The organism is Luteimonas suaedae, assembly GCF_008312895.1.
GTDB lineage: Bacteria > Pseudomonadota > Gammaproteobacteria > Xanthomonadales > Xanthomonadaceae > Luteimonas > Luteimonas suaedae.
The window spans coordinates 188,816-214,192 of record NZ_VSSP01000004.1; the positions used below are offsets into that span (position 1 = coordinate 188,816).

Here is a 25,377-nt window from a genome sequence, read left to right on the forward strand (position 1 = left end):
TTTCCACTAGGGGCGTCGGCATCCGCGCACCCGATGAATGCGCGTCGACGTTCCCGGGTCTCTTCCTCCGGCACCCGAAATCCAAAAGGGCGTACCATCAGACAAGTAGCCGACGGCCAATGACGGGTCCAGTGGAAAGCGGGGAAGGCCAATGGATCGCAGCTGCGCTGGCGCACCAGGCGAAGACGGCCGGACAGATCGCCGACAGAATGGTTGCGACATGGCGGCAGATTGACGCTGCGCTGAGTCCCATCGTCGGGCAGCGCGGCGTTGCCATGCTCTTCAGGCGCAGCCTCCATCTCGTGGCGCCCACCCACCCATGGTTGGGGAGCGTGCATGAGGGGATCCAGGCGACCGTCGACCTGGAGGCATTAGAGGCCGCCTTCGTCCAGCAGAGCAGCGCCGACGCCGCCGCTGCGGGAGGCGCCTTCCTGCAGACGTTCTACGAGCTGCTGACCAGCCTGGTCGGACCTTCGCTGACCGAGCGATTGCTTCGTCCCGTATGGGCCTCCTTTTCCAGCGGCCCGCCCGCACAGGACATTTCGCCATGACCACCAAAGTGACCATTCATCGTCTGGCGACCGGCGTGCCAGGGCTGGACGACGTGCTCGGAGGCGGACTGCCCGAGTTCTCGTTCAATCTCATCGCCGGGCCGCCGGGCTGCGGCAAGACCACGCTGGCGCACCAGATCATGTTCGCGCTTGCCACGCCGGAGCGGCCGGCCCTGTACTTCACGGTGCTGGGCGAGCCGCCGCTGAAGATGCTGCGTTATCAGCAGCAGTTCGATTTCTTCGACAGCGAGCGGATCGGCCGGTCGATCCATTTCGTCAACCTGTCGGACGACGCCTCGCAGGGCGATCTCGAACAGGTGCTGCACCGCATCGCCGCCGAGGTGGAAGCGCACCATCCGGCGCTGGTGTTCGTGGATTCGTTCCGTTCGGTGGTGCACGCGAGCAGGGGCGAGGGCAATCCGCACAACAACCTGCAGCAGTTCGTCCAGCAGCTCGGCATGATGATGACGAGCTGGCAGGCCACGACCTTCCTGATCGGCGAGTACTTCACCGAGACCGAGACCGAGATGGACGCCAACCCGGTGCTCACCGTGGCCGATGGACTGATCTGGCTGCGGCAGAGCGTCCAGCGCAATTCCATGGTCCGGAAAATGGAGATCATGAAAATGCGCGGCCAGCCGACGCTGCCGGGGCTGCATACGTTCCGCATCAGCGGTTCCGGTCTCCAGGTGTTCGCGCCCGCGAGCATGGCGCTCGCGGCGCCCACCGGGCCGGATGCGGAGCTGCCCGGCTCGCGCCTGCTGATGGGGGTGCCGGGCCTGGACGACATGATGGGCGGCGGCCTGCCGCGCGGCTACTCGGTGCTCGTGGCCGGGCCTTCTGGTTCGGGCAAGAGCATCCTCGCGGCGGCCTTCCTGGCGGAGGGGGCGCGTTGCGGCGAGAGCGGCGTGATCGCGGTCTTCGAGCAGCGCCCCAACCGGTCGCGCAACCGCCTGCTCGCCGAACTGGTTGGAAGCGGCCGGGTCGGCCTGGTGGACAGCCGCGCGCCGGACCTGTCGATCGACGAGATCGTGCAGCTGCTGCTCGACGAGATCCGCCGCCTCGACGCGAGCCGCGTAGTCATCGATTCGCTGTCGGCGTTCGAGCTCGCCCTGGCGCCGACGTTCCGGGAGGACTTCCGCGAATCGCTGTTGCGCCTGGTCACCGCCCTGACCGGCGCCGGGGCGACCGTCCTGATGACCTCCGAGCTCGAGGACCGCTACATCGACCTGCGCTTCAGCCCGTACGGCACCGCGTTCCTGACCGACGCGATCATCGTGCAGCGCTACATCGAGGTCGACAGCCGGCTGCGACGCGTGATGGCTGTGGTCAAGATGCGGGCCAGCGCGCATTCGGACGAGTTGCGCGAATTCAGCATCGACGACAATGGCATCCGCATCGGCGAGATGCTGTCCGATCAGGAAGGATTGCTCGGGGGCAGGCCGACCCGCAAGCGTGCCCCTGCCCGACCCTTCCCCGCCGTTGGCGCCGACGATGGCTGAGGCCAGCCGCCATGAACAAGGCCCCTGAGCCCAAGGAAGGCGCCGCGGCCAGGGTCGCGCGCGAACTCGGCCGCCTGCAGCAGCAGGCGGAGCATGCGCGTGCGGAGCTGGCCCGCCTGCGCCGGGATGTGGAGGATGCCGAGAATCAGCTGAACGACAACCGGTCGGCCCGCCTGTTGGAGGCCAACGAGCGGTTGCTGGCCGCCGCGCTGGATGCCCAGCGCGAGACCGAGGTCGCCTCGCGGGCTCTGGTGGAGCTGTCGGAAACCGCCCAGCACGACGCGCTGACGGCGCTTCCCAGTCGCACGCGGTTGCTGGACCGGCTTGCCAGCGCCATCGCCTTTGCCAGGCGGCACGGCACCCGGATCGCGCTGCTGTTCCTGGACCTGGACGACTTCAAGCAGATCAACGACAACCTTGGCCACGCCGTCGGCGACGAGGTGCTGAAGCTCGCGGCGCAATGTCTATCGGGCGTCGTGCGCGAGGAGGACACGGTCAGCCGCTATGGGGGGGACGAATTCCTGATCCTCCTCACCGAGGTCTCCCACGCGTCCGACGCGGCGCTGGTGGCCGACAAGGTGATCGCTGCGCTCGCCGCCCCCAGCCGCGTAGGCGATCACGTGCTGCGCCTCAGCGCTAGCATCGGGATCAGTGTCTACCCTGGCGACGGCGAGGATGCCGAGACCCTGATCGAGCGAGCGGACGCCGCTATGTATCGGGCCAAGCGGCTCGGATCGGGCAGCGCCGTCCGCCATGGCGACGCGCCTCCAGGCGCAAGGCGCCGGCAGGTGTCGGCGCTCGCGTCGGTGCAGCGCTCCTTTACCCACTACGACTCTGCATCGGCCGACCACGAGCGCCGCTATGCGGAGTTGCGCGAAGCGAACGGAGAACTGGTGTTGGCCGCCCTCAACGCCCAGGAGCTGCTGGCGGCTGCCGAACGAGCGCAGCGGCAGCAGAAGGAGTTCCTGGCGGTCGTCGCCCACGAACTGCGCAACCCCCTGACCCCGATCCGCGTCGCGGCCGACATGCTGGGGCTGGTCGGGGCGGACGAGATACCGCGCTATCAGGCGATCATCGAACAGGAGGTCGCGCACATGGTGCGCCTGGTGGGCGACCTGCTGGACGTCTCACGGGTGAACACCGGCAAGCTGCGGCTCGAGCGTCGGGCGGTCGACCTGACGGGCATCGTCGCCAAGGCGGTGCACGCATGCCGGCCGGCCATGGACACGCGCATGCAGCGTTTCAGCATGCGGGTGCCGGAGCACGCCCTCGAAGTGGATGGAGACCCGGTTCGCCTGGCGCAGATCCTCAGGAACCTGCTGGACAACGCATCCAAGTACACGCCGAAGGGCGGAGAGATCGGGCTTTCGGCGACCGCCCAAGGCGCGAGCGTCGAACTGGTCGTGTTCGACAGCGGGATCGGCATCACCACCGACGCGTTGTCCAGGGTCTTCGAGCCGTTCACGCAGGAACCCAGCGCCGTCTGTTTCAGCGGAGCCGGCCTGGGCATCGGGCTCACGGTGGTGCGCGAACTGGCCGAAGCACACGGCGGCACGGTCTTCGCTTCCAGCGCCGGCACAGGCCAGGGCAGCCGGTTCACGGTGACGCTGCCTCTGATGGCGCCCGCGTGGCTGGCCAAGGCGCGCCGAAGGCAGCCTGCACCGCAGCAACGGCCAGCGAGCGGACGAGATGGCTAGCGCTGGAACCGACGGCCGCTGCGATCAGCACGAGATTTGGCGGCGCCAGGCCGCCGAGCGCGCGGATCGCAGGCAGTGCCTTCAGTCGACGGTAGTCGATCGCCGGCCATCGCATGTGCAGGCGACGCATGAAGCGATGCATCTCGCGCTCGGAGACGTCGAGCCTGACGTAGACCACTTAGGTGTCGACTTAGGTGTCGACGCCGGCCGCACGCAGCGCGGTGTACACCTCTCGTCCTGGTCCAGCAGCACCGGGATCGGCGCCTGGAACAGCGGCCGGCGCACGAAGGCCAGCCGCCAGAGGAAGATCTCCATCGCCTCCAGCGTGATCTGCTGGGGCGGGGTGAGGCCGGCGCGCAGCAGCGCGGCATCGCTGGCGGGCGCCCGCTGCTTGCGCCGCTCGGGCGTGCGCGACGGCGCCTTGCGGTGACCAGGGGCCGGCGATACGGTGCTGGCGCGTTGTTGGTTGCGTTGCAATCGTGACTTCAGAACGGCCTCCGGGCCGGACCTAGCAGGCATGTCCTGCTGCAGGGCGTACTGGTACCTCGCAAGGCCCGTGCCGAAACCCCCGAGGCCTGAACGCGCAGACAGCAAAGGCGCGCACAGTTTGCCGGTCGCGAACGCCAGCCCACCCATCCTCGGTGCAGAATGGCAGCCGGCCAGCCCGCGCCTACGGTGCGGGCATCCCCCCACGAGGACCGCATGCTCCCTCGTCCAACCCCGCCACGTACCTACTGGGCCGACCGCAGCATCCTAGCGGTGCTGATCGCCAGCACAGCCTGGCTTTCGCTCACGCTGGCGCGCGGGCCGGGGGAGCTGGCGGCGATCTGGGTAGGCAACGGCATCCTCACCGGCTGGCTGCTGTCGCGGCGCACCGCCACCTGGCCGGGCTATGTGCTGGTCGCGTTCGTGGCGGAGCTGCCCGCGCGCATGCTGACCGGCGACCAGGCCCTGTATGCCGTCGCCATGGCAGCCTGCAACCTGCTGGAAGCGCTGATCGTGGCCGGTGCGGTGCGGCGCCTGGTGCCCGACACCCGCGACCCGCGCAACTGGATGCGCCTGGGCGGCATCGCCACCGCCTCCACGCTGCTGGCCGCCGCGGCGGCCGGCGTGCTGGCCGCTGGCCTAGCCCACACCCTCAATGCGCAACCGTTCCTGCCCGCGCTGGGCAGCTGGTTCGCCGCGCACGTGGTGGGCATGGTGGTGGTGGCCACGATGACCCTGGTGGCGCTGCGCGAACGGCGGCGTCTGTTCGTCGCGCCCGGCCGGCGCTGGGACCTGGTGGCCACGCTTGCGCTGATCGTGGCGGTGACGACCGGCGTGTTCCTCAACGCGTATGCGGTGCTGTTTTTGGCGTATCCGCCGTTGCTGCTGGTAGCGGTGCGGCACCGGCTCGTGGGCGCGGCGCTGGGCGTGATCGCACTGGCGCTGGTAGCCGCCATCGCCACCACCCTGGGCTATGGCCCGCTCTGGCAGCAGGGCCTGGGCGACACCGGCCGCATCGCCGTGATCCAGCTGTACATCGCCGGCGGCTGCCTGCTGACCATCCCGGTATGCCTGGCCATGGCCGAGCGCGACCGCCTGGCCGCGCGCCTGCGCGACAGCGAACGTCGCTACCGCATGCTTGCCGATCACTCGCACGACGCCATCACCCGCGTGCGCGCCGACGGCGAACGCACCTACGTCTCGCCCTCGGCCACCGAGATGCTGGGCTGGCAGCCCGACGAGATGCAGGGCTCGCACTGGGCCATCGTCCATCCCGACGACCGCGAGCGCCTGCGCGAGGCGATGGCCGACGCGCTGGACACCGGCCAGCCGCGCACCGACATCTACCGGCTGCGCCACAAGGACGGCCAGTACGTGTGGGTGGAGGCGGTGTCGCGCGCCATCCCCGCCGACGACGGCAGCGACCGCATCGACCTGATGATCACCGCGCGCGACGTCAGCCGCCGCGTGGCCGCCGAACAGGCGCTGGAAGAAATCCGGCGCGAGCTGGAGCGCCAGTCGCGCGTGGACGCCCTCACCGATCTGGCCAACCGCCGCCAGTTCGACGAACGCCTCTCGCTCGCGTGCAGGCGGCTGCAGCGCCACGGCAACCCGATCGCCCTGCTGTGCCTGGACATCGACCACTTCAAGGGCATCAACGACGGCCACGGCCACGCCACAGGCGATATCGTGCTGCAGGCCTTCGGCAAACGCCTGTGCGACAGCGTGCGCGACACCGACCTGGTCGCCCGGCTGGGCGGCGACGAGTTCGTGATCCTGCTGGAAGACGCCGCGCCTGCCAGCGCCGAAACGGTGGCGCGCAAGATCCTGGGCGCCATGGCGCGCCCGGTCGAGGCCGGCGACGTACAGCTCACCGTGCGCACCAGCATCGGCATCGCCTGCACCGCACAGCCCATCGATCCCGCCACCCTGCTGGCCCAGGCCGACACCGCGCTGTACGTGGCGAAGAACGCGGGGCGCAACCGGTATCACGTGGCTGCCGTGACCTCATAACAAGTACACCATGCTGGCGGACGGGCGAGCCGAGCCGAGCCCGCAGCCCCCTCTCACGCTTGCGGGAGAGGGGCAGGGGTGAGGGCAGCAGGTGACGACATCGGTCCAGAAGCGCTGACCGGGGCGGGTGAAGTGCAAATGAGCCGAATAGCGGGTGCATTTGGCTCACATGCTGGATGTGGGCTCCTCGGGGCAAAAACGCTGCGCCCGGTGGGCTGGCGACCCGCGCGGGTGGATCCGTCCTGTCGCGGCATGCGCAATCCTGGGTTTAACATGGGCCACCGGCCGGCCCATGTGATAACTGGCCTTTATCGGAACTGGCGCCTAGCCACCGCAGCGAGGCCCAAACATTGGGGTCAGGTTCGCTTTTCAGCCTTGGTTCGACCCCTTGCCGGCGACCAGCGAGAATAGCGGGCTCTCCACCTTGCCCGTCCGCTTCCACCATGACCACTTCCGGCCAGCCGCTGCCGAATCCATTGCCCGACGCAGCCTCCCTGCGCCTGTCGGTCGCGCCGATGATGGACTGGACGGACACCCATTGCCGGGTGTTCCATCGGCTGCTGGCGCCGCATGCGCGGCTGTACACGGAAATGGTGCATGCCAACGCGGTGATTCACGGCGACCGGGCGAGGCTGCTGGCGCTGGATCCGGTGGAGCACCCGGTGGCGCTGCAGCTGGGCGGCAGCGAGCCGGAACTGCTGGCGCAGGCGGCGGCGATCGGTGCCGCGCACGGGTTCGACGAGGTCAACCTCAACTGCGGCTGCCCGTCGGACCGGGTGCAGGCCGGGCGTTTCGGCGCCTGCCTGATGCGCGAACCAGCGCTGGTGGCCGACAGCGTGGCGGCGATGATCGCGGCACTGGCCGATGCACCGCGTCCTGTACCGGTGACGGTGAAGTGCCGGCTTGGGGTGGACGACGACCACGACTACGGCCGCTTCCGCGCCTTCGTCGACACGATCGCCGAGGCCGGCTGCCGGATCTTCGTGGTGCACGCGCGCAACGCCTGGCTGCAGGGGCTGAGCCCGAAGGAGAACCGCGAGGTGCCGCCGCTGCGCTACGACTGGGCCTGGCGGCTCAAGCGCGAGCGGCCGGACCTGGCGGTGATCGTCAACGGCGGCATCGCCGAGGCCGACGAGGCGACGGCGCACCTCGAGCACGCCGACGGCGCCATGCTCGGCCGCGCGGCCTACCACGACCCTTATCTGCTGCATCGGCTCGACGTCGTCTGGTTTGGCGGTGCGTTGCAGTCGCGCGGCGAGCTGCTGCGCGCGCTGCGCCCCTATGTCGAGGCGCAACTCGCCCGAGGCGTTGCGCTCAAGCACATCACCCGGCACGTGCTCGGTCTGTTCAACGGCCAGCCGGGCGGACGCCGCTTCCGTCAGGTACTGAGCGAAGGCGCACACCGGCCGGGTGCCGGTTGGGACGTGGTCGAACAGGCACTCGCCGCCACCGAAGCCACGCGCCGCGCCGCCGCATGATCACCTGCGATCCGGAAGCCTTCCTCGCTTACGCCCGTGACTGCGCGCCGGACTTCGGTCCGGCGACCGCGAAGGCGGCATTCCTGGTGGCGCCGGACGGCTTCGCCCGCGCCGAGCAGTCGGCCGGCGACAACCGCTACATGGCCGACGCCGACGCCTTCGACGCCGCGCGCGCCTGCGCCCAGCATCGCGACCTGCAGCGCGCGATGGCCGCGGTGCTGCCGACGGTCTGCTTTCCCGGCGATCCGCGAACGCCCGACGCCCTGTTTCCCAACAACGTGTTCGCCACCGTGCCGGGACGGCTGATCGTGGGCCGGATGCGCCACCCGGTCCGCCAGCGCGAGGCCGCCCGCACGGACATCCGCGGCTTCTTCACCGGGACGCTCGGCTATGCGGTCCACGACCTGTCCGGCCAGCCGCATCCGTGCGAACTCACCGGCGCGCTGGTGATCGACCGCGCCCGCGGGCTCGGTTTCTGCGGGCTGTCCGAGCGTTGCGACCCGGACGGCGCCCGCCTGCTGCATGAGGCCTTCGGGCTGCGCGCGACCCTGCTGTTCGCGCTCGCGCCCGGCGAGTACCACGCCAACGTGGTGCTGGCGGTGCTGGCCGGCCGGGCGGTGCTGCTGTGCCCGGACGGCTTCGCCGACGCAGGCGCGGCCGCCGCGATCGCGCAGCTGTACGCGCCGCACGCGATATGGCTGTCGCCGGCAGAGCGGGCGGGTTTCGCCGGCAACGCGATCTCGCTCACTGCTGAGACCGCCTGGATGAGCGCGGTCGCCGCGGCCGCCCTGGCACCGGCTGCCCGCAACGGATTGGCGCAGGCGGGCTTCGGATTGCAGGCAGTGGCGCTCGATGCTCTAGAGTCGGCGGGCGGTTCGTTGCGTTGCTGCATCGCGGAAATCTACTGAGCGGGGCGCCACTGCGGGGCCGCGACTGAACAGACACCATCGGCTTCAGAAAAGTTAAGGACGGATTCACCCCGGAAAATCAACAATTTGGGCCCGGCAGAGAACCGGGCGCCCTATTCATCCCACCGTGGGGACAATTTTTCATGTCCGTTTTCTGTCGTTCACTGCTGCTGTCGTTGCTGGCCATCGCTTTGGCCGGCCTGACGACCGTGCATGCGCAGGGTCGTCAGGAACGCGGCCAGGGACAGGAACGGGCCCGAGCCGAGCAAGGTCCGCCCCGTGCCGTTCCGCAACCAGAGCCGTCGTCGCGCCTGCGCCGGCAGGATGCGATGGCCGACTCCATCCGCCACATCCGCAGCTCCACCCGCGGCACCTTGATCAGCGCCGAGCGGATGCATTCCGACGGCCGCGAGATCAATCGGATCAAGGTGGTCGACGATCGCGGACGGGTGCGCGTCTACGAGGACGATCCCCAGCAGCGCCACCAACGCTCACGTCGCGACAACGACTGAGTTCAGATACTTGAACGCAACGGCCGCCGCGCGGCCACCGATCCGGAGTGACGCATGCGAATTCTGCTCGTCGAAGACGAAGCCCCCTTGCGCGAAACCCTGGCCGCGCGCCTGAAGCGCGAAGGCTTCGCCGTGGATGCGGCGCAGGACGGCGAAGAGGGGCTGTACATGGGACGTGAGGTGCCGTTCGACGTCGGCATCATCGATCTCGGCCTGCCGAAGATGTCGGGCATGGAACTGATCCGCGCGCTGCGCGACGAAGGCAAGCAGTTCCCGGTGCTGATCCTGACCGCGCGTTCGAGCTGGCAGGACAAGGTCGACGGACTCAAGCAGGGCGCCGACGACTACCTGGTCAAGCCTTTCCACGTCGAGGAACTGCTGGCGCGGATCAACGCGCTGGTGCGCCGTGCCGCCGGCTGGAGCAAGCCGACGCTCGAGTGCGGCGCGGTGATCCTGGACCTGGCCGCGCAGACGGTCAGCGTCAACGGCCAGAACGTCGACCTGACCAGCTACGAGTACAAGGTGCTCGAGTACCTGATGATGCACGCCGGCGAGCTGGTCTCGAAGGCCGACCTGACCGAGCACATCTACCAGCAGGATTTCGACCGCGATTCCAACGTGCTCGAGGTCTTCATCGGCCGCCTGCGCAAGAAGCTCGATCCGGACGGCACGCTCAAGCCGATCGAGACCGTCCGCGGGCGTGGCTACCGTTTCGCGATCCCGCGGAGCGGTGAGCAGTGAGGCGCGCGCGGACCTGAGCGTGTCCGCACTGCGGCGCCGGTCGGCTGGCCGCCGCCGCGCGTCCTGCATCGCCGGCCGCCGCGGCGCGATCCGGTAGCCTGTCGCCATGGCGATCGAACGTCGACGACGCGAACTTCCCTGGCGGCCGCGCTCGCTGCAGGTCCGGCAGCTGCTTGCGGCCAGTCTCGGGCTGGTCGCGTTCCTGGCGCTGGCCGGCTACGCGCTGGACCGGGCCTTCGTCGACGTCGCCAGCGAAGGCCAGCGCGACCGGCTGCGTGGATTCGCCCTGACCTACGCGGGCGTGGTGGAATTCGATCGCGAGAACACCCTGATCCCGCCCGAATTCCCGCCCGACGAACGCTTCAATCGCCCCGGCACCGGGTTGTACGCCGCGGTGGTGACCGCCGACGGGCAGCCGTGGTACTCGGCTTCGGCGCAGGGGCCGCGGCTGCCGGAGCTGACGATGCTCGAGGGCGGGCAGGAGCGGTTCGACGGCCCCCTACCGATCAGCGATAGCGCCGGCATGCCCGGCGAGGTGATCCGCTACGCGATGGGCTTCGTGCTGGTGCGCAATGCCGAGGAGATCCCCTACACCGTCTACATCATGGAGGACGCCGGCAGCCTGCCGCAGCAGGTGCAGGTCTTCCGCCAGGCGCTGTGGCGCTATCTCGGCGTGGCCGGCCTGATCCTGTTGCTGCTGCAGACCGTGGTGCTGCGCTGGAGCCTGTGGCCGTTGCGGCGCGTGATCGATGAGCTCAAGCGCGTGCAGCGCGGCCAGGCCAACCGGATGGGCGAGCTGCATCCGCGCGAGCTGCAGCCGCTGACCGACAGCATCAACGCGCTGATCGAGAGCGAGCGCCAGAACCTCGAGCACCAGCGCAACACCATGTCCGACCTGGCGCACAGCCTGAAGACGCCGCTGGCGGTGCTGCGCACGCGCCTGGACGCCGGCGACGACAGCGGCCTGCGCGAGGAGATGGAGACGCAACTGCGGCGCATGAACGACCTGGTCGGCTACCAGCTCGGGCGCGCGGCCTCCAGCGGCCACAAGCTGTTCGCCGCGCCCGTCGAGGTCGAGCCGCATGCCGAGCAGATCGTGCGCGGGCTGGAGAAGATCTACGCCAGCAAGGGCGTGATCTGTGAATTCGATATCGATCCGGAGGCGCAGTTCCATGGCGAACCCGGCGACCTGCAGGAGCTGCTCGGCAACCTGCTGGAGAACGCCTTCAAGTGGGCCCGGTCACGGGTGTTGCTGACTGCCCGGCCGGGCGAGTCCGCGCCCAACCGCCGCCCCGGCCTGCTGCTCGCGGTGGACGACAACGGCCCCGGCATTCCGCCCGAGCGGATCAGCCACGTCCTGCAGCGCGGGGTGCGTGGCGACGAGCGCGTGCAGGGCCACGGCATCGGCCTGGCGATCGTGCAGGACATCGTGCGCAGCTATCGCGGCGAGTTGCAGGTGATGGCGTCGGAAGAACTGGGCGGCGCACGCTTCGTGGTGACGCTGCCGCCGGGACTGTAGGAGCGAGGAGTGAGAAACGAGGAGTGAGAAATGAGAGAAATGCGCGCCGTTGCCGTTGCCTTTACTCGTTTCTCACTCCTCACTCCTCACTCCTCACTCCTCACTCCTCACTCCTCACTCCTCACTTTCGAACGGCGAACGGCCGTACAGCCGCTGCAAGTGCGCCGCCACGTCCGGCAGCTGCGCGCGCAACGTGGCCGGATCGCTGAAGTGGTATTCGCTGCACACGGCGAAGAACTCTTCCGGCGCTTCCGCCGCGTATGGGTCGATCGCGATGTCGGCGCCGCGTTCGACCTCGGCCACGAAGCCGTCGTAGCCATGCTGGAAGTCGCGTGCCCATTGCCGTTGCCAGTCGCGCGGCAGCGGCGGGGTGCCGTCGAGCACGCCGTCGAGCGCGTCGAGCTTGTGCGCCATCTCGTGCACGGCGACGCAGAAGCCGGCATCCGGTTGCGCCAGGTCGGCCTCGAGATCGGCCCAGGACAGGATCAGCGGTCCCGTCTCCCATGCCTCTCCGATCAGCTCGTCGTTCCACTCGTGCAGCACGCCGGCGGCGTCGACATGGGTGCGGTTCACGCGGAATGCGTCCGGATAGACGATCAGCTGCGACCAGCCGTGCAGCCCCTCGGCGCCGAACTCGAGCAGCGGCAGGCAGCACAGCGCGGCCAGCGTCACGCGCCGGTCGTCGTCCAGGTGCAGCCCGCCGATGGGGGTGATGGTCTTGTCGTGCAGGAAGCGCGCCGCCAGCGTCTGCAGGCGCCGGTCGCGGGTCTCATCCAGGCGTGCCACCCAGGCGACGCGGGTGCACATCCGGTGCCAGAGGTCGGACGGGATCGGAGCGGGGCTGCGCCGCAGGCGCCGGATCAGGCCGAGCACGCGTACCGCGCCGACCTCAGCGGAACATGCCTGGCAGGAAGCTGTGCCAGCGCGGTGGGCGCACGCTGTTCTCGGTACTGCCGCCCGCAGCGCCGGTGGCGCGTTCTTTGGCGGCGGGTGCCGTGGTACCGGGACGTTCGCCGCGCGGGACGCTCGTGCCGGCATCCTCCTCGGGCACTGTGCTGGTGGGACAGCCGCCGTCGCCGTTGGCGCCGGCCTGGCGGACTTCGCGGGCCAGTAGCGGCAGGCTGGCGGAGCAGAGCAGCAGCAACAGCGCGAATCGAAGGACCATGGCGGCGACCTGTGAAGGAAGGACGGCAACGCACAACGACGCACTATAGCGCGGTTGTGCCGCCGTTGGCGGGCGGCGCATGCTGCGCTGCAGCGGGGCGTCGCCCACCGGCGCGCGGCCGGCCCCGGCGCCGCGGATGCGCGGATAATCGCGGTCCGGCCCCCGCAGGATCTGTACGCCTCCATCACCGATGAATTCCGAACGCGTCCTGCTCGAACGACTGCTTGCCGGCCCGGTCTCGGGCGACGCGCTCGCTCGCGCCTGCGGCCAGACCCGGGCGGCGGTCTGGAAGCGGGTCGAGGCGTTGCGGGCCGCCGGCATCGTGATCGAGGCCAGTCCCGAACGCGGCTACGCCCTGGCGGAGCCCCTGGAACTGCTGGATGTTTTGCGGATCCGCGAAGCGCTTCCGCCGGAGGTCCGGGCCGGCATCGCCGATCTCGACGTGGCCTGGTCGCTGGATTCGACCAATTCCGAGCTGCTGCGCCGCGAGACCCCCGTGGCCGGCGTCGCGGTGCTGCTGGCCGAGCGCCAGAGCGGGGGGCGCGGCCGCCGCGGCCGCGACTGGGCTTCGCCGTTGGCGGCCAACCTCTATCTCTCGCTGGCGCGCCGGTTCTCCGGCGGCCTCGGCCGCCTCGGCGGCCTGGGGCTGGTCGCCGGCGTGGCCGCAGCGGACGCGTTGCACGCGCTCGGTGCGACGCGCGTGCGCCTGAAGTGGCCGAACGACCTGGTGGTGGAAGACGAGGCGGAACTCCGCAAGCTCGGCGGCCTACTGGTGGAGGGCGGCGGTGAGCACGCCGGGCCCGCGCGTGCGGTGATCGGGCTCGGGTTGAACCTGCGGATGCCGGCCGCCGCGGCCGCCGCCATCGCGCAGCCATGGACCGACCTGGCCGCGATCGCCGATGACCGGATGCCGTCGCGCAACGCGCTGGCGGCGGCGCTGGTCGCGCGACTGGTGCCGGCGCTGGCGCGGTTCGACCGCGACGGGCTGGCGCCGTTCCTGCCGCGCTTCGCTGCGCTCGATGCACTGGCCGGCCGCGCGGTGCAGGTGCATGCCGGCGACGGCACCCACGCCGGTGTCGCGCTCGGCACGGCGGCGGACGGCGCGTTGCGGGTCCGCCTAGGCGATGGCGAGCGCTGTTTCCATGCCGGTGAAGTCAGCGTGCGTCCTGGGGTGGCCGCATGAGCGAGTGGTTGTTCGACCTGGGCAACAGCCGGCTCAAGTTCGCCCCGCTGCGCGAAGACGGCGGCATCGGCGAGGTCATCGCGGTGGCCCATGACGGGACTGCTGCATTTGCTGCCGGCTGGGACGCGGCCTTGCCGGCGCGTTTCGATGCCGCCTGTCTGGCCAGCGTGGCGGCGACGGAACTGCGCGTGGGCCTGCTCGAGGCGCTGGCGCGGCGCTGCGGGCGGGTCTCGGTCGCGACCACGCTGCGGCGCTGTGACGGCGTCGAGATCGCCTATGCCGAGCCGCAGCGGCTCGGTGTCGACCGTTTCCTGACGCTGCTGGCGGCGCATGCGCGCGGCGCCGGGGCGAGCCTGGTGGTCGGCGTCGGCACCGCGTTGACTCTCGACCTGGTCGATGCGCGCGGGCGCCATCGCGGTGGCCGCATCGCGCCGTCGCCGGCGCTGATGCGCGAGGCGCTGCACCGGCGCGCGCGGCAACTGCCGGTCGATGGCGGCGATTACGCCGAGTTCGCCGACGACACCGTGGATGCGCTGGCCTCGGGCTGCGAAGGCGCGGCACTGGCCCTGGTCGAACGCAGCCGCGATGCCGCGCGCGACCTGCTGGGCGGCGAGCGGCCGCGACTGTTGCTGCACGGTGGCGGCGCACAGGCCCTGGCCTCGCGGCTGGACGGGGCCGCGCCCGCTCCGGCGCTGGTGCTCGAGGGACTGGCACGCTGGGCACGGATGGCGCCGCCGACCTGAGTGCGCCGATATGCGCATCGCGTGCGGGAAGCACGCGCGGTGCGCGCTTACAATTCACCGATGCTCCTGCGCGCTTCCATCGTCCTGCTGCTGGCCCTCAACCTCGGCGTCGCCCTGTGGTGGGCATTGCGGGCGCCGCCCGCGCCGGACGCGGCGCCGGAGCACCCGGCCGGCGTCCCGCGGCTGCAATTGCTGTCGGAGGCGACGCCGCAGGCGCGCGCCACGGCGGCATCGGCGGATGCCGCCGATCCGCAGCCGGAGACAGCGCTCGCCGAGGCTGGCGAGGCCGATGCGGGGCAAACCGGAACGACGCCCGCGCCGGTGGACGCGGCCGGTGAAGACGCGGCGACTGCGCCGGCGCAACCGGCGCGCTGCCTGGCGCTCGGCCCGTTCGCCGATGCCGATGCGCTGGCGACGGCGCGCGCGCGGCTGCAGCCGCAGGTGCTGCATCTGCGTCCGCGCGAGGTCGTGGAGGCGCCGCGTGGCTGGCGGGTGATGCTGCCGCCGCTGGCCGATCGCGACGCGGCGCAGGCGACGGTGCAGAAACTGGTCGCCGCCGGGTTCAACGACCATTTCATCATCGCCGCGGGCGAGGAGGCGAACGCGATCGCCCTGGGGCGCTTCAGCGGCGAGGCGGCGGCCAGGCGCCACAGTGCCAACCTGCGCGCGGCCGGCTTCGGCGCGCAGGCCGAGCCGCTGGGCGGTGCCGATATCCGGCACTGGCTCGACGTCGCCGTGGCCGACGGTTTCGATGTCGCCGCGGCACGCACCGAAACCGGCGCGGCGCGGGCCGACACCGTCGACTGCGCCGGTCTCGCTGAAGCCACCGCGGCGGCGCGTTAGAATGCCCGCCCTCCCGAGTGCCCTCGGGCCATCCACGCCGGCATAGCTCAGCTGGTAGAGCAACCGCCTTGTAAGCGGTAGGTCGTCCGTTCGATTCGGACTGCCGGCACCATCACCACGGATGACGACGATGACGCGGAACTATCCACCCGTTTCGATCCTGGGCGTGCCCACCGATATCGGCGCCGGCCATCGCGGCGCGCGCATGGGGCCGGAGGCGCTGCGGATCGCCGGACTGGCCGAGGCGCTGCAGGCGCGCGGCATCGACGTGGTCGACCGCGGCAATGTCGACGGTCCGCCCAACCCGTGGCTGCCGCCGGTGGACGGTTATCGCCATCTGGACCAGGTGGTTGCCTGGAACCGCGCGCTGATGGATGCCTCGGCCGCGGAGCTGCGCGCCGGACGCATGCCGGTGGTGCTCGGCGGCGACCACTGCCTGGCGATCGGATCGATCGCGGCGGTCGCCAACCACTGCCGTGCGCAGGGACGCAAGCTGCGCGTGTTGTGGCTCGATGCGCACTCTGACTTCAACACCAGCCGGGTCACGCCCTCGGGCAATATCCACGGCATGCCGGTGGCCTGCCTGTGCGGCATCGGCCCCGACGCACTGACCGGGATCGGCGGCCACGTTCCGGCGATCACGCCGGACCAGGTGAAGCAGATCGGCATCCGCTCGGTCGACCAGGAAGAGAAGCAGCTGGTCAAGGAGCACGGACTCGATATCTTCGACATGCGCTTCATCGACGAGGTTGGCATGAAGCGGGTGATGGAACAGGCGCTGGACGGGCTCGACGCCGACACCCATCTGCACGTCAGTTTCGATGTCGATTTTCTCGATCCGGGGATCGCCCCGGGCACCGGCACCACGGTGCCGGGCGGGGTGAACTATCGGGAAGCGCAACTGGTGATGGAGATGATCGCCGACAGCGGCCGCATGGGCTCGCTCGACGTGGTCGAGGTCAGCCCGGCGCTGGATGATCGCAACGTGACCGCGGAGCTCGCGGTGGATCTGGTCGAGAGCCTGTTCGGCAAGTCGACGCTGATGCGCGACTGAGCTTCGGCGGCCGCCTGCCTGCGCCGGGTGCCGCCGGCACGAAACTGAACGGGGATGGCCGGGCGCACCGGCTGCCGGACGGAATCGACATGGCTTTCACGCCGATCTGCGGTTTCATGTCCACACGGGTCGCCGGTTCGGGACGCGACACGACCAAGCGACCCCACACCACAGGAGAACTCCATGAAGCGTTTGACAGCACTGCTGCTGCTCGCCCTCTTTTCCGCCGCCACTATGACCGCCTGCAACACCGTCGAAGGCGCGGGGAAGGATGTGCAGAAGGCCGGCCAGAAGGTCGAAGATGCCGCTGACCGGACCGGTGGGACCGATCCGGACTGATGCTTCGCGGCGCCTGCCGCCTGGCACGAGAAACAAGAAGCCGGCGTTCGCGCCGGCTTTTTCGTGCCTGTCGGCTCGTCCATGAAGGCTGAACCGCTCAGTCCGTTCATCGATGTCTGCACGACCCAACGCAAATTTGACCGGATGCGAATCAGGAGGTCGCCACGCTGTCGTCAACGGCAAACCGCCGTGGCCAAAGACGGAGACACGCGATGAACAAGGACATCATTTCCGGCAAGTGGACCCAGATCAAGGGCCGCGCCCAGGCGCAGTGGGGAGACTTGACCGACGACGTATTCGATATCGCCGAAGGCGACAGCAAGTACCTGGCCGGCAAGCTGCAGGAGCAGTACGGCTGGACCCGCGAGCGTGCCGAGCAGGAAGTGCGGGATTTCGAACGTACGCTTTGACCCGGTAATCGCAACCCCTCCGTAGGAGCGCGCCATGCGCGCGATGCTGCGGGACGCCGGTATCGCGCATGGCGCGCTCCTCGATGATCAGCGGCTCAGCGCGGGTTCGGGACGAAGCCACCGGGGAACGCCTGTGGCGACACGTCGTCGTGCCGTCGCCAGGCGTACGGCCGCGGCAGGATGCCCATCGCCGCCAGCCGTTGCGGCGCGTCGTAGCGTAGCTGCGTCACCTGCATCGGCCGCGTGCTGGCACGCACGAAAGCGGTGCGCTGGGTCGGGGACCATTCGTGCTCGCCATGGCCGGTGCCGATGCGCTGCCTGGAGGCGCCGTAGGCGCTGTCGGCGGCTTCGGTTTCGGCGGCGGACTGTGCGGACTGCGGAACGAGTGCGCGCTTGCCGCCGGCGACCGGCGGCGAGGGCGGACGCGGCGGGGTGTGCCGCCGCTCGGCGAACACCGCGACGCCGATCACGCCGACGTGCTGCGGCCGCCCAGTGCGCGCCGCATAGCTGTCCGGCAAGTCGGTGAACACGAACCGGGCGACGTCATCGAGCGACTTGCGCCAGCCGGCGATCTCGGCGCTCTGCCACGGCGCCAACACATAGCCGGCTTGGCCGGGGTCGGCGGTCTCGCCGGTGACCGCGTTGACCCCGTCGATCGAGAGCACCACCAGCACCCGCCGGTCGCTGTCGTTGGTGATCCGTACCGCGTACGGGCGCCCGGGAACGCCGGCGACCCAGGCATCGCCGCGGTGCCGGTGCTGCGGCAGCCACTCCCCGGTATCGCGATCGACGACATCGAGACGGACCAGCGAACCGGCGCGGACGGGCGTACAGGCGGCGGCGAACAGGATCGCGGCGAGCAGCAGCAGGCGGGACATGGCGCTTCTCCCTTGGGGTCATGGGAGAGAACGCGCCACCGCCGCGGTCGGGGTTGCAGGCGTGGCGCGGGGCGGTCCGAAGCCGTGCCGCCCGCGCCAACGGTTAAACTTCGGCCCGGCTTCCCGATCGGCTGCGCAATGTCTCCACATCCCGTCCGCGTCCTCACCGGCATCACCACCTCCGGCACGCCGCATCTCGGCAACTATGTCGGTGCGATCCGGCCGGCGATCGCCGCCAGCCGCAGCGCGGATGTCGAAAGCTATTACTTCCTCGCCGACCTGCATGCCCTGATCAAGGTGCAGGAGCCGGCGCGGGTGCAGCGCTCGACGCTGGAGATCGCCGCCACTTGGCTGGCGTGTGGCCTGGAGCCGGAGCGCGTGTGTTTCTACCGCCAGTCCGACATCCCCGAGATTACCGAACTCACCTGGCTGCTGACCTGTGTCGCCGGCAAGGGCATCCTCAACCGCGCCCATGCCTACAAGGCGGCGGTGGACCGCAACCGCGCCGAGGGCGAGGACGACGATGCCGGCATCAACGCCGGGCTGTTCATGTATCCGGTGCTGATGTCGGCCGACATCCTGCTGTTCAACGCCGATCGGGTGCCGGTGGGACGCGACCAGATCCAGCACATCGAGATGGCGCGCGACTTCGGCCAACGCTTCAACCACCTCTACGGCGAGCACTTCAGGTTGCCGGAGGTGGAGATCGAGGAACGGGTGGCGACGCTGCCGGGCCTGGACGGCCGCAAGATGAGCAAGAGCTACGACAACACTATTCCGCTGTTCGCGCCGCGTGCGGAACTGAAGAAGCTGATCTTCTCGATCGTCACCGATTCGAAGGCGCCTGGCGAGCCCAAGGACACCGAAGGCTCGGCGTTGTTCCAGCTCTATCGTGCCTTCGCCAGCGAGGAAGAGACCGCGCGCATGCGCCAGGCCTATGCCGAGGGCATCGCCTGGGGCGAGGCCAAGCAGCAGCTGTTCGAACGCATCGACGTCGAGATCGCGCCGCTGCGTGCGCGCTACGAAGCGCTGATCGCCAGGCCACAAGACATCGAACGGCAGCTGTGCGCGGGCGCCGCCCGCCTGCGCGAGCAGATTGCGACGCCGTTCCTGCGGCGCCTGCGCGAAGCGGTCGGGCTGCGCGACCTGGCGCATGCGCCGGCCGAAGCGGAAGCGGACGCCGGCGCCGGCGCCGCACAAGCGCCGCCGCAGTTCAAGCAGTACCGCGAAAGCGACGGCCGCTTCTACTTCAAGCTGGTCGACGACGACCGCGTGCTGCTGCAGAGCGTGGGCCACGATTCACCGCGCGACGCCGGACAGCTCATCGCCCGGCTCAAGCGCGAGGGCAGTGCGGAACTGCATCATCTCGCCGGGCAGGGCGTGCATCTGGGCCAGCACTTGGTCGGTCACCTGGCCGAAGGTGTGGCGGTGGAGGAACTGCTCGAGGCGCTGGCGAGGTTCGCCGCGGACGAGGCATGAACCCGCTGGTCGAGCTCAACCTCGCGCTGATCCTGTTCCTGCCCTGGTTTCTGATCCTGGCCGTGTTGTTCTGGTGGTTCCCGCGTGAGCCGCGCACGGCCGTCCGCCGCGTGTTCGACATTGCCGCGCTGCTGCTGGCATTGGTGGCGTTCGTGCTCAGCGTGCACTGGGCGCACGGCAGTGCCGATCCCGTCTACGGGCACATGTGGCGGCAGGTGCTGGCGACTGCCGTCGGCTACGGTGTGTTCCTTGCGGTGATGACGGTCGCATTTTTCCTGCGACGGCGGTGGCTGCGCTCACGTTGAACATGGCGGCGGCTGCGACCAAAGCCGAATCGCGGCACGGGCGCGTCGCCATCTAGACTGGAACGCCCGGCTTCACGAGTCCGCCATGCGCGATTCCCACGGCATCGTCACCATCGATACCGGTTACCAGCGGCCGAACTTCTGCGCCGCCTACCTGGTCGTCGAAAAAGGACGCGCTGCCTTCGTCGACTGCGGAACCAACCACAGCGTGCCGCGATTGCTTGCCGCGCTCGACGCGCAGGGCCTGTCGCGCGAAGCGGTGGACTGGCTGATCCTGACCCACGTGCACCTCGATCACGCCGGCGGCGCCGGTGCGCTGATGCGCGAACTGCCGAACGCGACGCTGGTGGTGCACCCGCGCGGCGCGCCGCACATGATCGATCCGGCGAAGCTGACCGCCGGCGCGAAGGCGGTGTACGGCGAGGCCGAATTCGAGAACAGCTACGGCACGCTGGTGCCGGTGCCCGCATCGCGGGTGACGGCGGCCGATGATGGCCGTGTCGTCGATCTCGCCGGACGGCCGCTGCTGTGCGCCGACACGCCGGGGCACGCGCGCCACCATCTGGCGGTGTGGGATGCACGCAGCCGCAGCTGGTTCGCCGGCGACATCTTCGGCCTCTCGTACCGCGAATTCGATACCGCACGCGGCGCGTTCGCGATTCCCACCACCTCGCCGGTGCAGTTCGATCCGGAGGCGATGCGCGCCTCGGTCCGGCGCCTGCTGGGCGAAGCGCCCGAGGCGGTCTACGTGACCCACTACGGCCGCGTCACCGACGTGCAGCGGCTGGGCACGGACCTGATCGCCCTGGTCGAGGCGACGACCGATGCCGCCCGCCGTCTTGGCGACAACGCCGATCGTCATGCGCGGCTGGTGGAAGCGCTGGTCCGGATCTACGTCGAGCGCGCCCAGCGCCACGGCGTGGCCGACGCGCAGCGGCGAGTGCCGGCGCTGCTGGAGATGGACATCGAACTCAACGCGCAGGGACTGGAGGTCTGGCTCGATCGCCAACGCCGAACCGAGCCGGCGCGCTAAGGAAGGTCTGAACAACCCGGCTCTTGATCGTCATTCCCGCCTTCGCGGGGATGACGGCAGTTATTCAGACCTTCCCTAAGCGTTGCGACAGGTGCCACTGAAGCTGCTGCATGCAGAACAAGCGGCCGGCGGCGTTTCCTTGCCGGCCCGGGGAAGCGATCGCGCTAATGAGCACGATGGTCGTCGGTCGCGGCGGCAGCCTGCCGGTACAGGGCGTATTCCTCGCGATCGAGCGCGAACGACTGCAACGCGAACACCGCGGCGCTGCGGTCCTGCGAGGATGCGCGGGCGTCGCCGGCGATCCATAACAATGCATCCTTGAGCCGGTCGGAACGCGCGTTGCTGGCGACGACGCCGGCGATCGCGGCGCGGCGCACTTCGGCGTCCTCGTCGAGGATGGCCCGGCTGAGCAGGGCCTCGCCCTCGGCCGGGCCGCTCCATTGCGCGTACTGCATCACGCTGCGGCTGCGGACCGTCGGGTCGGCGTGCGCGGTCAGGCGTTCGAGCTGGGACACCAGCGGCGCCGCATCCTCGGTCGGCATCACCGTCGGCGCGGCCAGTTCGACCAGCGCGGCGAGGGTCTGCGGATCAGTTTCCTGCTGCAGGCCGTGGGTGACGAATTCGCGAATGCCGGGGGTGTCGAAGGGAAAGATGGCGAGCAGGTCGAGTCCGCGTCGACGCGCATCGGCATCGCGGCTGGACGCCAGGTCGAGTGCGAAGCGCAGGACGGTTTCGTCGGCGGCCGCCGCCAGCGCGGCGAGCCGGGCGCCGCGCACGTCCTCGTCGATGGCGGCGGCGTACTCCTGCAGCAACTGCTGCAGGTGGAGCTGCCGGTCAGGCGATGCGGCATGCACGATGCCGCTGTCGGCTGGCACGGAAGCCATGGCGACGCCGGTACGCGGCTCCCCCGCGGGCACCACGGCCGGCGTGTGCTCCGCGGAAGCCGACCGGTGGCCCAGCCATGCGCCGACCGCCGCTCCGAGCAGGGCGACGGCGGCGAAGGCCAGCGGCAGGCGCCAGGCGGTCATGGCGGTGCAGTGCGGCGTGTTGCGGGTCAGCATCTGGGTGCGACGAAGCCATCCGATCCGGTGTAAGTGTAGGCGTCCGGGATGAACCGGCCCGATCCGATCCGGTTCCAGATGTTGCTGGTGCCGTAGTAGCCGCTGACGCTCTGTCCGGTCGTCTGGCACTGGATGGTCACGCTGGCGCCATTGGCGAGCGATCCGACGACCGAATAGCTGGTGCTGGGTCCCGAGCGGACGTTGAGGTTGGCGCCGTTGGTGCGGACCGTGCCGGAGGCGCCGCCGCCGCCGCAGCCGTTGCGGCTGGTGTAGTTGCGGGTGCCGTAGTAGTAAACGGTGCTGCCGTTGAATTTGATGCTGGTGGCGGAGCCGTTGTAGCGCTGCTCATAGTGCAGGTGCGGGCCGGACGAGCCGCCGGTGGAGCCGACGGTGCCGATCCGCTGCCCGCGCGAGACGCGTTGTCCGACCGATACCGCAAAGGAGTTCAGGTGCGCGTAGTAGCTGGTCCAGCCGCTGCCGTGATTGATGACGACGTATTTGCCGTAGCTGGTATTGCCCAGGTTGCGGACCACGCTGACGGTGCCCGCCGCGGACGCGACCACCGGATCGCCAAGATCGTTGCTGCGGTTGAAGTCGATCGAGCGTTGCGGGTTGTGGTTGGTGCGGGTCTGGCCGGACCAGGTCTGGTTGCACGGAAACGGCATCTGGAAGGCGGGCGCCGCCTCAGCGGCGGCGGCCAGCAAGGCGAGCGGAAGGGCGACGGACAGAGCGGACCTGCGGGCGAAGCGCGACATGCGGATTTCCCCTTTGACATCGTGATGGACGATGACACTCCCCAGGTGCCATGGCGGCGGCGCGGCGGTGCGCGCCATGGCCGACGCTAGCCGACGGGCGTTCGTTTGGCAGCTGGGGCAAACCCGTAGCGCCGGTCGATTTGCCGGGGCGGGTCGTGCGGATCGACCGGTCGCCAGGACGCATGGCGCTCGCCAAGGCCGATCGAACCGGTCAGCGACGCGGGAGCCGCGTCGCTAGTGCTTCGTCGCGTGGTTGCGCGTGGCGTTGTGGAGGTGCCCGAGCCGCATCGTGCGGGGCGCGCTCAGTCCCACTGGTTGAGATGCGGGCCGAACGGTTCGCGTTGCTGGCGCACGATGCAGAAGCGATGACCGCTGGGCGCTTCCATCACCCACCAGCGTTTGACGAAGCCGATCTTCTTCGCGCCGAGCTTTTCCAGCCGCTCGGCTTCGGCGTCGATGTCGTCGGCCTCGATGTCCAGGTGGATGCGTGATTCGTGCTCGACCTTCTGCAGCAGCAGGATCGGCTCGTCGTGCTCCGTCTTCAGGGCGGCGTACTTGCCGTCGCCGTCTTCGTCGAAGCTCTCGACCGGTTTGCCGAGCGCGCGGCTCCAGAATTCGGTCGCCGCTTTCAGGTCTTCGACCTTGCAGTCGAGGACGAAGGTGGACAGTCGGCTGCGGTGGGTCATGACGTTCTCCCGGTGGTGTGGATGGCGGCGTAGCGGATGGAATCATCCAGTGCCGTCATCCTGGAGCAAGGCAGGCCGGTCAGTCGGTGGCTTGCGCGGGCCTGGATCCCGGCCTACGCCGGGATGACGGTTGACAGGCGGCCGGCAGGGGCGATGCTGCTATTCGATTCCCGATTCCCGATTCCCGATTCCCGATTCCCGAATCACGAAGCCAACGCCAGGTCGTCCAGCATCGCCCGCAGGAACCGCGCCGCCTCGCCGCCGGTGCAGGCGCGGTGGTCGAAGGTGACTGACAGCGGGATCACCTTGTGCGATTCGAAGCCGCCGATCACCGGGGTGATCTGGTGGCGGGCGCGGCCGGCGGCGATGATCGCCACGCACGGCGGCACGATCACCGGCGTGGCGTAGCGACCGGCGAACATGCCGAAGTTGGACAGCGAGATGGTGTAGCCGCTCAGCTCGCTGGCCGGGATGCTGCGATCCTCGACTTGCGTGCGCAGGCGGTTGACGCCCTCGCGCACGCCGCGGGCGTCGAGCATGTCGGCGTTGCGCAGCGCCGGCACGAACAGGCCGTCGTCGGTGTCCACGGCGATGCCGAGGTCCACGTGCGGGTGCAGGGTGCGGCTGAGCTTGTCGCCGTCGAACCAGGCGTTGAGCGCCGGCACCGCGCGCGCCGCCGCGCAGATCGCGCGGACCAGGCGGGCAGTCATGTCGTTGCCTTGGGTCCAGGCGTGGATATCGGCATCGTCGCAGAGGGTGGTCGGCACCACCTTGGCATGGGCGTCCGCCATCACCCGCGCCATGTTGCGGCGCACGCCCTTGAGCTGCTCCGGCTGGCCGCTGGCGGACACCGTGGGTGGCTGGGTGCGCATGGGTTTGCCGGAGGCGGACAGCGCGGTGCGCTGGTCTTCCCTTCTCGCTTCGGGAGGTGCGGCGCGTGGCGGGGCTGTGCGGGCGCCTGTACCCTCACCCCCGGCCCCTCTCCCGGAGGGAGAGGGGCGCAAGGCGGCGCTGCCGTCGGCCGCGGCCTGCTTGAGGTCGGCCATGGTGACCACGCCGTCGGCGCCGGTGGCGCGCACGCGGGCGAGGTCGATCTTGAGCTTGCGCGCCAGCGCGCGCACCGCCGGCATCGCCCGGACGCCGCCGACCGCGCTGGCGCGCTCGGCGTGCACCGTGTCGGAGGACTGCATGGCACCGACCACGGTGCCGCTGTCGGCGCGCTCGCCTTCGCCGGCCGTACCTTCGGGCGCGGCATCGCCGGCGTCGGAGATGGCGCCGCCGTCGTCGGAGGCGACGACCTGGTCGCCGTTGCTCGGCGCCTTGCTGCCGGTGCCCTTCGTCGGCTTCGGACCATGGTGGTGGCCGGTGTCCTGGCCCTCGGCGCGCTGCGGCAGGTCCGGGTCGATCTCGAACGTGGCCAGCACCGCGCCGGTCTCGATCACGTCGCCGGGCTCGCCGGCGAGCTCGAGCACCTTGCCGGAGACCGGCGAGGGCACCTCGACCACGGCCTTGGCGGTCTCCATCGACACCAGCGGGTCGTCGAGACGGACGGTGTCGCCCACCTTGACCGACCATTCGACGATGGTGGCGTCGGGCAGGCCTTCGCCGAGGTCGGGAAGCTTGAAGGTTGTCTTGTCGGCCATGTCGGTTTCGGTCCTCTTCGATCCGGCGGGTTTCCGTTGGCGTGGGCCGCGGGTCCGTACCGGCGTTGCTTCAATCCAGATATTCCAGCGCGCGCGCCGGGATCCAGCCATGCGCGCCGTCGGTGTTCCCGGCCCACCACCAGCCGGCGAGCTCGTGCTGCAGGCTCAATATCTCGCCCGGGTCTGCGTCGAGCTCGAGTGTTTCGTAATCGGCCTGCGCCGTGGCCTCGCCGTGTTCGCGGTCGAACAGTGCCGCCGGCACCCAGCCGCCCAGTCCGCCGGCGAGCGTGGTCCAGACGAACTGCGGCCATTCCGCGTCGCGTTCGCCGAGCAGCACCGTCTCGCCCGCCTTCATCCGTATCGCCGGGCGATCCGGAGCGCGATGCGCGGCGA

The 25,377-nt window shown here is 69.8% G+C and carries 27 protein-coding genes and 1 tRNA gene; 19 read left to right on the forward strand and 9 right to left on the reverse strand.

Going from position 1 to position 25,377, the window contains the following annotated elements:
- Nucleotides 1-119: 119 nt before the first annotated feature.
- Genes FXO19_RS08585 through FXO19_RS08595 form a run of 3 tightly spaced genes read left to right on the forward strand, consistent with a single transcriptional unit; the run spans nucleotide 120 to nucleotide 3,750 of the window.
- Nucleotides 120-551: a hypothetical protein gene (locus tag FXO19_RS08585; protein ID WP_223115465.1), complete on the forward strand. Its 432-nt coding sequence runs from the start codon at nucleotides 120-122 to the stop codon at nucleotides 549-551.
- Nucleotides 548-2,053 (forward strand): ATPase domain-containing protein, encoded by a 1,506-nt coding sequence (locus tag FXO19_RS08590; protein ID WP_149194663.1) that lies wholly within the window; start codon nucleotides 548-550, stop codon nucleotides 2,051-2,053. The genes FXO19_RS08585 and FXO19_RS08590 overlap by 4 nt, the downstream gene beginning before the upstream one ends.
- 11 nt (nucleotides 2,054-2,064) lie before the next feature.
- Nucleotides 2,065-3,750: a diguanylate cyclase domain-containing protein gene (locus tag FXO19_RS08595; protein ID WP_149194664.1), complete on the forward strand. Its 1,686-nt coding sequence runs from the start codon at nucleotides 2,065-2,067 to the stop codon at nucleotides 3,748-3,750.
- Nucleotides 3,751-3,831: 81 nt separating this feature from the next.
- Here the strand turns inward: FXO19_RS08595 and FXO19_RS08600 are convergent, their stop codons facing one another.
- Nucleotides 3,832-4,227, reverse strand: coding sequence for a hypothetical protein (locus FXO19_RS08600; RefSeq protein ID WP_149194665.1), 396 nt, complete (start codon nucleotides 4,225-4,227; stop codon nucleotides 3,832-3,834).
- Nucleotides 4,228-4,452: 225 nt separating this feature from the next.
- Between FXO19_RS08600 and FXO19_RS08605 the strand changes: the two genes are divergently transcribed.
- The 6 genes from FXO19_RS08605 (at nucleotide 4,453) to FXO19_RS08630 (ending at nucleotide 11,407) form a co-directional block, all read left to right on the forward strand.
- Nucleotides 4,453-6,249 (forward strand): sensor domain-containing diguanylate cyclase, encoded by a 1,797-nt coding sequence (locus tag FXO19_RS08605; protein WP_187775707.1) that lies wholly within the window; start codon nucleotides 4,453-4,455, stop codon nucleotides 6,247-6,249.
- A gap of 443 nt (nucleotides 6,250-6,692) precedes the next feature.
- Nucleotides 6,693-7,727, forward strand: a complete 1,035-nt coding sequence (gene dusA, locus FXO19_RS08610) for a tRNA dihydrouridine(20/20a) synthase DusA (protein ID WP_149194667.1) — start codon at nucleotides 6,693-6,695, stop codon at nucleotides 7,725-7,727.
- The gene (locus FXO19_RS08615; RefSeq protein ID WP_149194668.1) at nucleotides 7,724-8,635 is read left to right on the forward strand and encodes an arginine deiminase-related protein; all 912 of its coding nucleotides are present in this window, start codon (nucleotides 7,724-7,726) and stop codon (nucleotides 8,633-8,635) included. Before dusA ends, FXO19_RS08615 begins: the two co-directional genes overlap by 4 nt.
- 176 nt (nucleotides 8,636-8,811) lie before the next feature.
- A complete protein-coding gene (locus FXO19_RS08620; RefSeq protein WP_149194669.1) occupies nucleotides 8,812-9,147 on the forward strand; it encodes a hypothetical protein in 336 nt (111 codons plus the stop codon).
- Between the two features lie 54 nt (nucleotides 9,148-9,201).
- The gene (locus FXO19_RS08625) at nucleotides 9,202-9,888 is read left to right on the forward strand and encodes a response regulator transcription factor (protein WP_149194670.1); all 687 of its coding nucleotides are present in this window, start codon (nucleotides 9,202-9,204) and stop codon (nucleotides 9,886-9,888) included.
- Between the two features lie 154 nt (nucleotides 9,889-10,042).
- Entirely contained in the window at nucleotides 10,043-11,407 is a 1,365-nt protein-coding gene (locus tag FXO19_RS08630; protein ID WP_187775716.1) for an ATP-binding protein, read from the forward strand.
- Nucleotides 11,408-11,521: 114 nt separating this feature from the next.
- Here FXO19_RS08630 and FXO19_RS08635 read toward each other — a convergent pair whose 3' ends face one another.
- Both FXO19_RS08635 and FXO19_RS19230 read right to left on the reverse strand, forming a co-directional pair.
- Nucleotides 11,522-12,280 (reverse strand): M90 family metallopeptidase, encoded by a 759-nt coding sequence (locus FXO19_RS08635; RefSeq protein ID WP_255516351.1) that lies wholly within the window; start codon nucleotides 12,278-12,280, stop codon nucleotides 11,522-11,524.
- Nucleotides 12,281-12,296: 16 nt separating this feature from the next.
- The gene (locus FXO19_RS19230; protein ID WP_187775708.1) at nucleotides 12,297-12,572 is read right to left on the reverse strand and encodes a hypothetical protein; all 276 of its coding nucleotides are present in this window, start codon (nucleotides 12,570-12,572) and stop codon (nucleotides 12,297-12,299) included.
- A 190-nt stretch (nucleotides 12,573-12,762) separates the two neighbouring features.
- Between FXO19_RS19230 and birA the strand changes: the two genes are divergently transcribed.
- The 7 genes from birA (at nucleotide 12,763) to FXO19_RS08670 (ending at nucleotide 17,144) form a co-directional block, all read left to right on the forward strand.
- On the forward strand, nucleotides 12,763-13,755 hold the full coding sequence (gene birA / locus FXO19_RS08640) for a bifunctional biotin--[acetyl-CoA-carboxylase] ligase/biotin operon repressor BirA (protein ID WP_149194673.1): 993 nt from the start codon (nucleotides 12,763-12,765) through the stop codon (nucleotides 13,753-13,755).
- Nucleotides 13,752-14,498: a type III pantothenate kinase gene (locus tag FXO19_RS08645; protein ID WP_149194674.1), complete on the forward strand. Its 747-nt coding sequence runs from the start codon at nucleotides 13,752-13,754 to the stop codon at nucleotides 14,496-14,498. The genes birA and FXO19_RS08645 overlap by 4 nt, the downstream gene beginning before the upstream one ends.
- Nucleotides 14,499-14,558: 60 nt before the next feature.
- Nucleotides 14,559-15,341: an SPOR domain-containing protein gene (locus tag FXO19_RS08650; protein ID WP_149194675.1), complete on the forward strand. Its 783-nt coding sequence runs from the start codon at nucleotides 14,559-14,561 to the stop codon at nucleotides 15,339-15,341.
- 36 nt (nucleotides 15,342-15,377) lie between these two features.
- Nucleotides 15,378-15,453 (forward strand) — tRNA-Thr (locus tag FXO19_RS08655).
- A gap of 18 nt (nucleotides 15,454-15,471) precedes the next feature.
- Complete coding sequence (gene rocF, locus FXO19_RS08660; protein WP_149194676.1) at nucleotides 15,472-16,395, forward strand: arginase; 924 nt, start codon at nucleotides 15,472-15,474, stop codon at nucleotides 16,393-16,395.
- Nucleotides 16,396-16,578: 183 nt separating this feature from the next.
- The gene (locus FXO19_RS08665) at nucleotides 16,579-16,734 is read left to right on the forward strand and encodes an entericidin A/B family lipoprotein (protein WP_149194677.1); all 156 of its coding nucleotides are present in this window, start codon (nucleotides 16,579-16,581) and stop codon (nucleotides 16,732-16,734) included.
- 212 nt (nucleotides 16,735-16,946) lie between these two features.
- Nucleotides 16,947-17,144 carry a CsbD family protein gene (locus FXO19_RS08670; protein WP_149194678.1) on the forward strand — a complete coding sequence of 66 codons (198 nt, stop codon included), beginning with the start codon at nucleotides 16,947-16,949 and terminating at the stop codon, nucleotides 17,142-17,144.
- 95 nt (nucleotides 17,145-17,239) lie between these two features.
- Here FXO19_RS08670 and FXO19_RS08675 read toward each other — a convergent pair whose 3' ends face one another.
- On the reverse strand, nucleotides 17,240-18,022 hold the full coding sequence (locus FXO19_RS08675) for a hypothetical protein (RefSeq protein WP_149194679.1): 783 nt from the start codon (nucleotides 18,020-18,022) through the stop codon (nucleotides 17,240-17,242).
- Nucleotides 18,023-18,160: 138 nt separating this feature from the next.
- On the opposite strand from FXO19_RS08675, the gene FXO19_RS08680 reads away from it, so the two are divergent.
- The 3 genes from FXO19_RS08680 to FXO19_RS08690 all read left to right on the forward strand — a co-directional run bounded on the left by FXO19_RS08680 (nucleotide 18,161) and on the right by FXO19_RS08690 (nucleotide 20,839).
- On the forward strand, nucleotides 18,161-19,501 hold the full coding sequence (locus FXO19_RS08680; RefSeq protein WP_149194680.1) for a tryptophan--tRNA ligase: 1,341 nt from the start codon (nucleotides 18,161-18,163) through the stop codon (nucleotides 19,499-19,501).
- Nucleotides 19,498-19,806, forward strand: a complete 309-nt coding sequence (locus FXO19_RS08685) for a hypothetical protein (protein WP_149194681.1) — start codon at nucleotides 19,498-19,500, stop codon at nucleotides 19,804-19,806. Before FXO19_RS08680 ends, FXO19_RS08685 begins: the two co-directional genes overlap by 4 nt.
- Before the next feature lie 85 nt (nucleotides 19,807-19,891).
- Nucleotides 19,892-20,839: an MBL fold metallo-hydrolase gene (locus tag FXO19_RS08690; RefSeq protein ID WP_149194682.1), complete on the forward strand. Its 948-nt coding sequence runs from the start codon at nucleotides 19,892-19,894 to the stop codon at nucleotides 20,837-20,839.
- 164 nt (nucleotides 20,840-21,003) lie between these two features.
- Here the strand turns inward: FXO19_RS08690 and FXO19_RS08695 are convergent, their stop codons facing one another.
- From FXO19_RS08695 to FXO19_RS08715, 5 genes are all read right to left on the reverse strand, one after another.
- Nucleotides 21,004-21,900: a hypothetical protein gene (locus tag FXO19_RS08695; RefSeq protein ID WP_149194683.1), complete on the reverse strand. Its 897-nt coding sequence runs from the start codon at nucleotides 21,898-21,900 to the stop codon at nucleotides 21,004-21,006.
- The gene (locus FXO19_RS08700) at nucleotides 21,894-22,655 is read right to left on the reverse strand and encodes a M23 family metallopeptidase (protein WP_149194684.1); all 762 of its coding nucleotides are present in this window, start codon (nucleotides 22,653-22,655) and stop codon (nucleotides 21,894-21,896) included. The genes FXO19_RS08695 and FXO19_RS08700 overlap by 7 nt, the downstream gene beginning before the upstream one ends.
- A gap of 302 nt (nucleotides 22,656-22,957) precedes the next feature.
- Nucleotides 22,958-23,341: a VOC family protein gene (locus FXO19_RS08705; protein ID WP_149194685.1), complete on the reverse strand. Its 384-nt coding sequence runs from the start codon at nucleotides 23,339-23,341 to the stop codon at nucleotides 22,958-22,960.
- Nucleotides 23,342-23,544: 203 nt separating this feature from the next.
- Nucleotides 23,545-24,984, reverse strand: a complete 1,440-nt coding sequence (locus FXO19_RS08710) for a dihydrolipoamide acetyltransferase family protein (RefSeq protein WP_149194686.1) — start codon at nucleotides 24,982-24,984, stop codon at nucleotides 23,545-23,547.
- A 70-nt stretch (nucleotides 24,985-25,054) separates the two neighbouring features.
- The gene (locus FXO19_RS08715; protein ID WP_255516352.1) at nucleotides 25,055-25,339 is read right to left on the reverse strand and encodes an SH3 domain-containing protein; all 285 of its coding nucleotides are present in this window, start codon (nucleotides 25,337-25,339) and stop codon (nucleotides 25,055-25,057) included.
- Between the last annotated feature and the right edge of the window lie 38 nt (nucleotides 25,340-25,377).

Bases quoted from the DNA above. Each gene is read 5' to 3' on its own strand.
- FXO19_RS08590 (WP_149194663.1), top strand. From the start codon at position 548: ATGACCACCAAAGTGACCATTCATCGTCTGGCGACCGGCGTGCCAGGG.
- FXO19_RS08605 (WP_187775707.1), top strand. From the start codon at position 4,453: ATGCTCCCTCGTCCAACCCCGCCACGTACCTACTGGGCCGACCGCAGC.
- birA (WP_149194673.1), top strand. From the start codon at position 12,763: ATGAATTCCGAACGCGTCCTGCTCGAACGACTGCTTGCCGGCCCGGTC.
- FXO19_RS08690 (WP_149194682.1), top strand. From the start codon at position 19,892: ATGCGCGATTCCCACGGCATCGTCACCATCGATACCGGTTACCAGCGG.
- FXO19_RS08680 (WP_149194680.1), top strand. From the start codon at position 18,161: ATGTCTCCACATCCCGTCCGCGTCCTCACCGGCATCACCACCTCCGGC.
- FXO19_RS08650 (WP_149194675.1), top strand. From the start codon at position 14,559: ATGCTCCTGCGCGCTTCCATCGTCCTGCTGCTGGCCCTCAACCTCGGC.
- FXO19_RS08615 (WP_149194668.1), top strand. From the start codon at position 7,724: ATGATCACCTGCGATCCGGAAGCCTTCCTCGCTTACGCCCGTGACTGC.
- rocF (WP_149194676.1), top strand. From the start codon at position 15,472: ATGACGCGGAACTATCCACCCGTTTCGATCCTGGGCGTGCCCACCGAT.
- FXO19_RS08665 (WP_149194677.1), top strand. From the start codon at position 16,579: ATGAAGCGTTTGACAGCACTGCTGCTGCTCGCCCTCTTTTCCGCCGCC.
- dusA (WP_149194667.1), top strand. From the start codon at position 6,693: ATGACCACTTCCGGCCAGCCGCTGCCGAATCCATTGCCCGACGCAGCC.
- FXO19_RS08595 (WP_149194664.1), top strand. From the start codon at position 2,065: ATGAACAAGGCCCCTGAGCCCAAGGAAGGCGCCGCGGCCAGGGTCGCG.
- FXO19_RS08645 (WP_149194674.1), top strand. From the start codon at position 13,752: ATGAGCGAGTGGTTGTTCGACCTGGGCAACAGCCGGCTCAAGTTCGCC.
- FXO19_RS08705 (WP_149194685.1), bottom strand. From the start codon at position 23,341: ATGACCCACCGCAGCCGACTGTCCACCTTCGTCCTCGACTGCAAGGTC.
- FXO19_RS08710 (WP_149194686.1), bottom strand. From the start codon at position 24,984: ATGGCCGACAAGACAACCTTCAAGCTTCCCGACCTCGGCGAAGGCCTG.
- FXO19_RS08625 (WP_149194670.1), top strand. From the start codon at position 9,202: ATGCGAATTCTGCTCGTCGAAGACGAAGCCCCCTTGCGCGAAACCCTG.
- FXO19_RS08715 (WP_255516352.1), bottom strand. From the start codon at position 25,339: ATGAAGGCGGGCGAGACGGTGCTGCTCGGCGAACGCGACGCGGAATGG.
- FXO19_RS19230 (WP_187775708.1), bottom strand. From the start codon at position 12,572: ATGGTCCTTCGATTCGCGCTGTTGCTGCTGCTCTGCTCCGCCAGCCTG.
- FXO19_RS08670 (WP_149194678.1), top strand. From the start codon at position 16,947: ATGAACAAGGACATCATTTCCGGCAAGTGGACCCAGATCAAGGGCCGC.
- FXO19_RS08700 (WP_149194684.1), bottom strand. From the start codon at position 22,655: ATGTCGCGCTTCGCCCGCAGGTCCGCTCTGTCCGTCGCCCTTCCGCTC.
- FXO19_RS08675 (WP_149194679.1), bottom strand. From the start codon at position 18,022: ATGTCCCGCCTGCTGCTGCTCGCCGCGATCCTGTTCGCCGCCGCCTGT.
- FXO19_RS08585 (WP_223115465.1), top strand. From the start codon at position 120: ATGACGGGTCCAGTGGAAAGCGGGGAAGGCCAATGGATCGCAGCTGCG.
- FXO19_RS08685 (WP_149194681.1), top strand. From the start codon at position 19,498: ATGAACCCGCTGGTCGAGCTCAACCTCGCGCTGATCCTGTTCCTGCCC.
- FXO19_RS08695 (WP_149194683.1), bottom strand. From the start codon at position 21,900: ATGCTGACCCGCAACACGCCGCACTGCACCGCCATGACCGCCTGGCGC.